The 9,893-nt window shown below is 67.1% G+C and carries 6 protein-coding genes; 2 read left to right on the forward strand and 4 right to left on the reverse strand.

From position 1 onward, the window contains the following. Window positions 1-10: 10 nt before the first annotated feature. Complete coding sequence (locus AC4OR5_RS30040) at window positions 11-316, reverse strand: DMT family transporter (protein ID WP_003085598.1); 306 nt, start codon at window positions 314-316, stop codon at window positions 11-13. A gap of 9 nt (window positions 317-325) precedes the next feature. Further along, window positions 326-964 (reverse strand): FMN-dependent NADH-azoreductase AzoR1, encoded by a 639-nt coding sequence (azoR1, locus tag AC4OR5_RS30045; protein ID WP_003120774.1) that lies wholly within the window; start codon window positions 962-964, stop codon window positions 326-328. Window positions 965-1,090: 126 nt separating this feature from the next. Here azoR1 and AC4OR5_RS30050 point away from each other — a divergent pair, with 126 nt between their 5' ends. Beyond that, entirely contained in the window at window positions 1,091-2,020 is a 930-nt protein-coding gene (locus AC4OR5_RS30050) for a LysR substrate-binding domain-containing protein (RefSeq protein ID WP_079743458.1), read from the forward strand. Between the two features lie 144 nt (window positions 2,021-2,164). Here the strand turns inward: AC4OR5_RS30050 and putP are convergent, their stop codons facing one another. Both putP and putA read right to left on the reverse strand, forming a co-directional pair. Next, a complete protein-coding gene (gene putP / locus AC4OR5_RS30055; protein ID WP_003085592.1) occupies window positions 2,165-3,685 on the reverse strand; it encodes a sodium/proline symporter PutP in 1,521 nt (506 codons plus the stop codon). Between the two features lie 311 nt (window positions 3,686-3,996). After that, window positions 3,997-7,179: a bifunctional proline dehydrogenase/L-glutamate gamma-semialdehyde dehydrogenase PutA gene (gene putA, locus AC4OR5_RS30060; protein ID WP_003085590.1), complete on the reverse strand. Its 3,183-nt coding sequence runs from the start codon at window positions 7,177-7,179 to the stop codon at window positions 3,997-3,999. Between the two features lie 463 nt (window positions 7,180-7,642). Here putA and AC4OR5_RS30065 point away from each other — a divergent pair, with 463 nt between their 5' ends. Continuing rightward, the gene (locus tag AC4OR5_RS30065; RefSeq protein WP_003101985.1) at window positions 7,643-9,706 is read left to right on the forward strand and encodes a TonB-dependent receptor; all 2,064 of its coding nucleotides are present in this window, start codon (window positions 7,643-7,645) and stop codon (window positions 9,704-9,706) included. Window positions 9,707-9,893: the final 187 nt, after the last annotated feature.

Raw genomic sequence — 9,893 nt, forward strand, 5'->3', positions numbered from 1 at the left:
GCCGCATCGCTTACTTGAGCCCGGCCACCCCGGCGACGATCAACCCGACAGAAATCAGCTTCACCGCCGTCAGGCTCTCGCCAAGCAGCAGGACGCCGAGGAACACCGTGCCCAGCGAACCGATCGCGGTCCAGATCGGATAGGCGACGCTGACCGGCAACTCGCGCAGCGCCAGGGTCAGGAAATAGATCCCGCCGATCGCCGCGACCACCGTCAGCAGCGATGGCCAGAGCCTGCCGAAGCCGTTGGAGAACTTCATGCCCATGGCGAAGGCGACCTCGAAGGCCGCCGCCACCAGCAGATGGAACCAGGCCATGGCGGCTCCTCAGGCCGACCGCGCCAGCGCCAGCAGGCGCTGTTCCGCCTCGGCGCAGGAGTCCTCGAAGGACCTGCCGCCGGATTCCTCGCCTTCCGCCGCGACCACCGTGACCTCGTCGATGCCGATGAAACCCAGCGCGGTGCGCAACCAGGGATCGGCGTGGTTCATCGCCTGGTTCTCGCCGCCCGGGCCGAAGCCATGGCCACCGCGACTAGTGACGATCAGCGCACGCTTGCCGCGCAGCAGCGGCCGGTACTGGGCGACGCCATTGTCGAGGACGAAATCGAAGGTCACCCCGAGGCGCACGATCTGGTCGATCCAGGCCTTCAGGCCGCTGGGCACGCTGAAGTTGTACATCGGCGTGGAGATCACCAGCAGGTCGCTGTCGAACAGTTCACCGACCAGTTGGTCGCTCAGCGCCAGGTCGGCCTGCATCGCCAGCGAACGCTGTTCCGGCTGGGGATGGAAGGCGGCGGCGACGAAGGCCTCGGTGACCGCCGGAAGCGGTACCCGGCCGACTTCGCGGCGAGCCACGCGGGCCTGCGGATGGGCTTCGCGATAGGCCGCCAGGAAAACCTCGGCGAGACGCCGGGACTGCGAGCGCTCGCCTCGCGGACTGGCATGCACTGCAAGAATTCTACTCATCTGTATCTCCTTGGATTCGGCTAGACTCGAATGACCTAAAGCCCCTTCGCCTTGAGCCAGAAATTATTGGCAGCGGGGGTTCCCGACAAATGAGCAATAGTTGTTCAGGATGAATTCAGTTCATCCATGGAGATTCCAATGTTCGCTTCCCTGCCGCTGACCGCGTTGCGCACCTTCGAATCGGCGGCCCGTCAGTCGAGCTTCAAGGCCGCCGCCGAGGAGCTTGCGGTAACGCCAACCGCGGTTTCCCACCAGATCCGTTCGCTGGAAGCCTGGCTCGGCGTTCCGCTGTTCCAGCGCCTGCCACGGCAAGTGCGCCTGACCGACTGCGGCGAACGGCTGTTCCGCAGCCTGCACGGAGCCCTGCTGGAAATTTCGCAGAGCGTCGACACGCTGCGGCCGCAGCGCAGCGGCGGCAACCTGACGGTCTCCACCACCCCGGCCTTCGCCGCCCTCTGGCTGGTGCCGCGTCTCGGCCGCTTCTACGCCGCGCACCCACAGATCAACCTGCGCCTGGACACCAACTGCGAAGTCCTCGACCTGCACCAGGACGCCAGCATCGACCTGGTGATCCGCTACAGCCTCGACGACTACCCGAACTTCTACGGTCTCTGCCTGTTCGACGAATGCTTCGCGGTCTATGGCTCGCCGGCCCAGGTCGCCCTGGCCGGAGAACGGCAGCCGACCCTGATCAGCGTGCGCTGGCACAACTCCAGGCTCTACGCCCACGGCTGGGAGGCCTGGTGCGCGCAGGCCGGCGAAAACTGGATGGAGGGCCAGCCGGTGATCCGCCAGTACGACGAGGAGCACTATGCCCTGCAGGCGGCCATCGCCGGCCAGGGACTGGTGCTGGCCAGTTCGATCCTGGTTTCGGAAAGCGTCGCCAGCGGCCTGCTGCAACCCTACAGAGCGGATATCAGTGTCGACGGCGCCGGCTACAGCGCGCTATGCGTGCCCGGACGGGAACGTCATCCGCCGGTGAAGGCATTCTTCGAATGGCTGAGGCTGGAGGCACGACAGTCGGGGCACGCTTGCCGGCTGGAGCGGGACGCCTGAGCGGCGCGGCGGGACAGAGACAACGCGGCTGCCGTTATCCGTCCTGCGCGGAGAGGCGCAGCAGCCGCCGGAAAAAACGACGGCCCGCACCTTGCGGGGCGGGCCGTCTCCATGCGCGGGCGCTTCACCCGCCCGCAGGCTCGATCAGCGCTGGGTTACCGGAGCGGCGGAACCCTGGTGCGCCTCGCGGTACTCCTGCTCCGCATCGTCGAAGCGTTTGAGCATGCTCGTCGAAGGCGCCTTGCCGAGCAGGCTGAAGACGACGATGGCGACGCTGGCGAAGAGGAAGCCGGGGATGATCTCGTACAGGCCGGTCCAGCCCAGCAGGTTCTTCCACAGGATCACTGTCGCCGCGCCGACGATCATGCCGGCCAGCGCGCCGTTGCGGGTCATCCGCTTCCACAGCAGGGAGAACAGCACCAGCGGGCCGAAGGCGGCGCCGAAGCCGGCCCAGGCATAGGACACCAGGCCGAGCACGCGGTTTTCCGGGTTGGCGGCCAGCCAGATGGCGATCACCGCCACCAGCAGCACCATGGCGCGACCGACCCAGACCAGTTCCAGCTGGCTGGCGCCCTTGCGCAGGAAGGCCTTGTAGAAGTCCTCGGTGAGCGCCGAGGAGCAGACCAGCAGTTGGCAGCTCAGGGTGCTCATGACCGCGGCGAGGATGGCGGACAGCAGCACGCCGGCGACCCACGGGTTGAACAGGATCTTGGCCAGCTCGATGAACACCCGCTCGGGGTTGTCGCTGACCGCGCCGGCCTGCTCCGGATGCGCCTGGAAGTAGGCGATGCCGAAGAAGCCCACGGCCACGGCGCCGCCGAGGCAGAGGATCATCCAGGTCATGGAGATGCGGCGCGCGGCCGGGATCGATTTCACCGAATCGGCGGCCATGAAGCGCGCCAGGATGTGCGGCTGGCCGAAGTAGCCCAGGCCCCAGGCCATCAGCGAGATCACGCCGATGAAGGAGGCGCCCTTGAGCATGTCGAAGCTGGTCGCGTCCTTCAGCTCGATGGCGGTGAAGGTCGGCTCGACGCCGCCGGTGGCGAGCATCACGATCACCGGGGTGAGGATCAGCGCGAAGATCATCAGCGAGGCCTGCACGGTGTCGGTCCAGCTCACCGCGAGGAAGCCGCCGATGAAGGTGTAGGCGATGGTCGCCGCGGCGCCGGCCCACAGCGCGGTCTCGTAGGAGAGGCCGAAGGTGCTCTCGAACAGGCGCGCACCGGCGACGATGCCGGAAGCGCAGTAGATGGTGAAGAACACCAGGATCACCAGGGCCGAGAAGATCCGCAGCAGGCGGCTGTTGTCCTCGAAGCGGTTGGTGAAGTAGTCGGGCAGGGTCAGCGCGTTGCCGTTGTGCTCGGTCTGCACCCGCAGGCGGCCGGCGACGAACAGCCAGTTGAGGTAGGCGCCGACGATCAGGCCGATGGCGATCCAGCTTTCGGACAGGCCGGACAGGTACACCGCGCCGGGCAGGCCCATCAGCAGCCAGCCGCTCATGTCGGAGGCGCCGGCGGACAGCGCCGTGACGAAGCTGCCGAGGCTGCGGCCGCCGAGGATGTAGTCGGAGAAGTTGTTGGTGGAGCGATATGCCGCCAGGCCGATCAGGACCATGGCCGCGATGTAGATCACGAAGGTGATCAGCGTGGGCGTATTGACACTCATAGGGACTCCCCTATTGCTTGTTTTTATCCGGGCCCTTGCGTGTGCAAGCAACGGGTAGCGGGCCCTTGGTTGGCAGAATGGCGCTTGTGGCGTCACTCCGTGAGCGCTTGCCGGAGCAAGCCGGAAACGTGGGTGGCCTCAAACGAGTCCGAACAGGCCCACGCCTCACGATCCCTCCCCTGTCGGGCAGGGAAAATCGTCCTTTATGGTCCGCTCCGGGCACGCACCGGAACGGCGGTCATTTCCCTCGGCGTCCGCCACGGCGAACCCCGGAAACCGACCCGGGCGCCAAGGCGCCCGGGAACGGAGTATCACTCGGCGTCGGCCAGCGACAGCAGCGACGCGTTGCCGCCCACCGCGGTGGTGTTCACCGACGTGGTGCGCTCGCTGACGAAACGCAGCAGGTAGTTCGGCCCGCCGGCCTTGGGACCGGTGCCGGACAGCCCGTGGCCGCCGAACGGTTGCACGCCCACCACCGCGCCGATCTGGTTGCGGTTGATGTAGAGGTTGCCGACCCGCGCCAGCTCTTCGATGCGACGGGCGGTTTCCTCGTTGCGGCTATGGACCCCCATGGTCAGGCCGAAACCGGTGGCGTTGATCGCCTGCACGACCTTTTCCAGGTCCTGCGCGGCATAACGCACCACGTGCAGCACCGGGCCGAAGTTCTCTTTCTTCAGCTCGTCGATGCCGCTGATCTCGAACGCGACGGGAGCGACGAAGTGACCGTTCAGGTTGCCCGGCACCTTGGTCTCGGCGATCAGCTTGCCGGCGGCCTTCAGCGCGGCGATGTGCTGCTCCAGGCCGGCCTTGGCCTCGGCGTCGATCACCGGGCCGACGTCGCTGACGCGCACGTCGGTCGGGCCGACCTTCAGCTCGGCCATGGCGCCCTTGAGCAACTCGATCACCCGCTCGGCGATGTCCTGCTGCACGTACATCACGCGCAGCGCGGAGCAGCGCTGGCCGGCGCTGGTGAACGCGGATTGTACCGCATCCTTGATCACCTGTTCCGGCAAAGCGGTGGAATCGACGATCATCGCGTTCTGCCCGCCGGTCTCTGCGATCAGGGTGGCGATGGCGCCGGGCTTCTCGGCCAGTTGGCGGTTGATGATGCGGGCGGTGTCGGTGGAGCCGGTGAAGGCCACCCCGGCGACCCGCGCGTCACGGCAGAACACGCCGCCGAGGGTGGCGCCGTCGCCCGGCAGCAGGGCGATAACGTCCTTCGGCAGGCCGGCTTCGAACATCAGTTCGACGGTGCGCGCGGCGATCAGGCTGGTCTGCTCGGCCGGCTTGGCCAGCACGGTGTTGCCGGCCACCAGCGCGGCGCTGATCTGGCCGAGGAAGATCGCCAGCGGGAAGTTCCACGGGCTGACGCAGGCGAAGATGCCGCGGCCTTCGTAGAACAGTTCGTTGCGCTCGCCGGTCGGGCCGCGCAATTCCTCGCGGACCAGGCGCTGGCGGGCCTGCTGGGCGTAGTAACGGCAGAAGTCGACCGCCTCGCGGATCTCGTCGATACCGTCCTGCAACGACTTGCCGGCTTCCAGGGTGCACAGCGCCATCAGCTCGCCGCGCTGGGCTTCCAGCAGGTCGGCGAGACGCTCGAGGATGCCGGCACGCTCGTCCACCGGGGTGGCGCTCCAGCGCGGCCAGGCCGCCTGCAACACGTCGAGGGCCTTGCCGGCCTGCTCGGCGGACGCGTACTGGACGCTGCCGACCAGCCTCTCCAGGTCGTACGGGCAACGCACTTCGTGGGCCGGGCCGGAAAGTTTCTCGCCGTTGACGATCGGCGCGGCTTGCCACTGGCGGGTCAGGTGCGGCTTGTAGGCGAGCTCCAGCTCGTTCCACTGGTTCTGGATGTTCATGTTGATGCCCTGGGAGTTTTTCCGCCCGGCGCCGAAGATCGCCTGGGGCAGAGGGATACGGTCGTTGGCCAGCGTCTTGAACTGGCGCAGTTGGGTAACCGGGTGCTGGATCAGCGTCTCCACCGGCACGCGCGGGTCCACCAGCTTGTGCACGAAGGAAGAGTTGGCGCCGTTCTCCAGCAGGCGGCGGACCAGGTACGGCAGCAGGTCCTTGTGCGCGCCGACCGGGGCGTAGATGCGCACGTTGCGGCGGTACTTCTCGATCACCGTGTCGTACAGCGCGTCGCCCATGCCGTGCAGGCGCTGGAACTCGAAGTCGCGCTCCTCGCCGCCGGCGGCCCTGGCTTCGTCGGCCAGGGCGAGGATGGCGGTCACGGTGTGGGCGTTGTGGCTGGCGAACTGCGGGTAGATCACCCCGCGGGTGTGCTCGCTGAGCAGGTAGCGGGCGCAGGCCAGGTAGGAAGTGTCGGTGCCTTCCTTGCGGGTGTAGACGGGGTAGCCGTCGGCGCCCTGCACCTGGCATTGCTTGATCTCGCTGTCCCAGTAGGCGCCCTTCACCAGGCGCAGCGGGATGCGTGCGCCAAGCTCGCGGCCGAGCAGGGTCAGCCATACCAGCACCGGCAGGCAGCGCTTGGAGTAGGCCTGGATGACCAGGCCGAACTCGCCCCAGCCGGCGATGGCCGGGTCGCGCATCAGCTTCTCGTAGAGTTCGAGGGACAGCTCCAGGCGATCGGCTTCCTCGGCGTCGATGGTGATGCCGACGTTCAGCTTGCGCGCGCGCACCGCCAGTTCCAGGACGTTGGCGAACAGCTCGCTGAGCACCCGCTCGCGCTGCGCCACTTCGTAGCGCGGATGCAGCGCCGAGAGCTTGATCGAGATCGACGGCCGCGGCCCCGGACCGACCTGCGGCTCGGCGCCGACGGTGTCGATGGCCTGGCGGTAGTCGGCCATGTATTTCTCGGCGTCGGCGGCGGTCAGCGCGGCCTCGCCGAGCATGTCGAAGGAATAGGTGTAGCCCTGCTCGCGGCATGGACGACCGTTCTTCAGCGCTTCGGAGATGGTCCGGCCAAGCACGAACTGCTTGCCCATCAGCTTCATCGCCTGATTCATCGCGGCGCGGATCACCGGTTCGCCAGAGCGCTGCACCAGCCGGCTGATGACGCTCGGGGCGCGGCCGTCGGTGCGTTCGTCGATGTTCACCACCTTGCCGGTCATCACCAGGCCCCAGGCGGCGAAATTGACCAGAACGTTGTCGCTCTGGCCGAGATGGCGCTGCCAGTCGGCGGCGGACAGCTTGTCGCGGATCAGCGCGTCGGCGGTCGCCGCGTCAGGCACACGCAACAGCGCCTCGGCCAGACACATCAGCATCAGGCCTTCCTGGGTGTCCAGGCTGTATTGGCGCAGGAGTGCGTCGAGGGTATCGACGGCGTTGTCCCGGCTGCGCACGGTTTCGATCAGTGCGCGGGCGTTGCGGCGGATAGCCTCGATGCCGTCGGGACCGGGGTCGGCGAGCTGCAGCAGTTCGCCCAGGTAGGCTTCCTCGTCGACCGCGTAGTTGGCGCTGATGACAGGGAAGAATTCGGCTGCGGACCGGGTCTGGTCCTCGCCCTGCAAGACGTGACTGGCTTTGAACATCACGCCCTCCTCTTGTGGAGCCATTGTTATTGAAAGAAGTCCGGCCAGGCGTCCATTGCCCGGGGCACCGCCGCCGACGGGTTGTGCCGGCGGCGCGGCACGTCCTGTGGCGCGGGAATACGGATCAGTATGGGTCAGGCCCATTCCGCCGGCGCGAGGCACCAGCGGATAGCGGAATGTAGTGGCTGCGAGAGGGGCGATTCTTGCGAAAGACTCTGGAGTTTTTGCGGAAAACTCCTGGCCGCGGAACTTTCCCGTTCCTCTTCGCCGGCAGGCATGCGGACATTGCCGCTGCTCGTCGGCACGACGCCATGCAGAGTGGCTACGCGGGTCTATCGACACAAAAAGAAATAATATAACATCCCAATAAATACGCCGATCCGACCCCGTCGCCCCTCCTCCGGGAAGGGCCTGGGTTCGCTTTGGCCTGAAAAAAGTTCGACCCATGACCATGGAGCCCGCAATGTCCTCTTCCGGCCTTTTCCCTTCCCGTCCGCTCTGGCCTCTCACGCCACTGGCGCTGGCCTGCCTGATCGTTTCGGGGGAAACGCTCGGCGCCGACGGCCGCCCCAGCGAATTGCCCTCCCAGGTGATCACCGCCAACCCACTGGGCAACGAATCTCCCGCCACGCCCAGCAGCGTGCTCGAAGGCGACGAGCTGACCCTGCGTCAGAAAGGCAGCCTCGGCGAAACCCTCAACGGCCTGCCCGGGGTGTCCTCCACCTACTTCGGACCGGGCGCCAGCCGACCGGTGATCCGCGGCATGGACGGCGACCGCATCCGCCTGCTGCGCAACGGCGTCGGCGCGCTCGACGCCTCGTCGCTGTCCTACGACCACGCGGTGCCGGAAGACCCCAACAGTGTCGAACGCCTGGAAGTGGTACGCGGCCCGGCCGCCCTGCTCTACGGCGGCAATGCCATCGGCGGGGTGGTGAACAGCTTCGACAACCGCATCCCCAGCGAACCCGTCGACGGCATCCACGGCAGCGGCGAACTGCGCTATGGCGGCGCCGACACCACCCGTAGCCGCTCCGGCGCACTGGAGGCCGGCGACGGCAACTTCGCCCTGCACGTGGACGCCGCCAGCCGCGAGTTCAACGACGTCAGGATTCCCGGCTACGCCCATTCCAGCCGCCAGCGGCAGATCGACGGCGACACCGGCAAGCATCGGGTGCAGAACAGCGACGGCCGCCAGGACGGCGGCGCCGTCGGTGGCTCCTATCACTGGGAGCACGGTTACGCCGGCCTCTCCTACAGCGGCTACGACAGCAACTATGGCTCGCCGGCCGAGGACGACGTGCGCCTGAAGATGCAGCAGGACCGCTACGCCTTCGCCTCCGAGATCCGCGACCTCGAAGGCCCGTTCACCTCGCTGAAGCTGGACGCCGCCTATACCAAGTACGAGCACAAGGAAATCGAGGACGGCGAGACCGGCACCACCTTCAAGAACGAAGGCTACGAAGGCCGCATCGAGGCCCGCCACCGCCCGCTCGGCCCGCTGAACGGGGTGGTCGGCGCGCAGTTCGCCAACAGCCGCTTCTCCGCCCTCGGCGAGGAAGCCTTCGTGCCGCACACGGAAACCGACAGCGCCGCGCTGTTCGCCCTGGAGGAATGGAAGCTCAGCGACCGCCTCGACCTCAGCTTCGGCGCCCGCCTGGAGCACACCCGCGTGGACCCCGACGCCAAGGGCAACGAGCGCTTCGCCGAGAACGACGGTTCGCAGAGCTTCACCACCGGCAGCCTGTCCACCGGCGCGGTGTACAAGCTCACGCCGATCTGGTCGCTGGCCGCCACCCTCAGCTACACCGAGCGCGCACCGACCTTCTACGAGCTGTACGCCAACGGTCCGCACGCCGCCACCGGCACCTACGAGGTAGGCGATGCCGACGCGGACAAGGAAAAGGCGGTCTCCACCGACCTCGCCCTGCGCTTCGACAACGGCGTGCACAAGGGCAGCGTCGGGGTGTTCTACAGCCGCTTCTCCAACTACATCGGCCTGCTCGCCAGCGGTCGCCATCGCAACGAGGAAGGCGAAGTGGTCGCCGCCGGCGACGACGAGGCGCTACCGGAATACCTCTACAGCGGCGTTCGCGCGGACTTCTACGGCGTCGAGGCGCAGGACCGCATCCACCTGCTGGAAAGCCCGTACGGCAACTTCGACCTGGAACTCTCCGGGGACTACACCCGCGCCAAGAACAAGGACACCGGCGAACCGCTGCCACGCATCGCCCCGCTGCGCCTGAACACCGCGCTGATCTGGGAGTTGCAGCAGTGGCAGGCGCGGGTCGACGTCGAACACGCCGCCTCGCAGCACCGCGTGCCGGAGGAAGAACTCTCCACCGACGGCTACACCACCCTCGGCGCCAGCCTCGGCTACAACTTCGACCTCGGCGAGAGCCGCTGGCTGGCCTTCGTCAAGGGCACCAACCTGACCAACCAGACCGTGCGCTACGCCAGTTCGATCCTGCGCGACCGGGTGCCGGCGGCGGGACGCGGCATCGAGGCGGGGGTGAAGGTGGCGTTCTGAGACAGGCCGTGCGGGACGAATCCGCTCGGCGGATGACGTCCGCGCCGTTATCCACCCTACACCACTCCCGGTAGGGCAATGAAATGGACTCCTCCCTCCTACGGCGTCAAGCGCCAGACTAATGGTGCAGCCACAAGTCCCGGAGGGGGAGTCAGCATGAACCTTAGTCGCATTGGTCTGGATCTGG

The sequence above is a fragment of the Pseudomonas sp. YA1 genome, from assembly GCF_058680555.1.

Bases quoted from the DNA above. Each gene is read 5' to 3' on its own strand.
- AC4OR5_RS30040 (WP_003085598.1), bottom strand. From the start codon at position 316: ATGGCCTGGTTCCATCTGCTGGTGGCGGCGGCCTTCGAGGTCGCCTTC.
- azoR1 (WP_003120774.1), bottom strand. From the start codon at position 964: ATGAGTAGAATTCTTGCAGTGCATGCCAGTCCGCGAGGCGAGCGCTCG.
- AC4OR5_RS30050 (WP_079743458.1), top strand. From the start codon at position 1,091: ATGGAGATTCCAATGTTCGCTTCCCTGCCGCTGACCGCGTTGCGCACC.
- putP (WP_003085592.1), bottom strand. From the start codon at position 3,685: ATGAGTGTCAATACGCCCACGCTGATCACCTTCGTGATCTACATCGCG.
- putA (WP_003085590.1), bottom strand. From the start codon at position 7,179: ATGTTCAAAGCCAGTCACGTCTTGCAGGGCGAGGACCAGACCCGGTCC.
- AC4OR5_RS30065 (WP_003101985.1), top strand. From the start codon at position 7,643: ATGTCCTCTTCCGGCCTTTTCCCTTCCCGTCCGCTCTGGCCTCTCACG.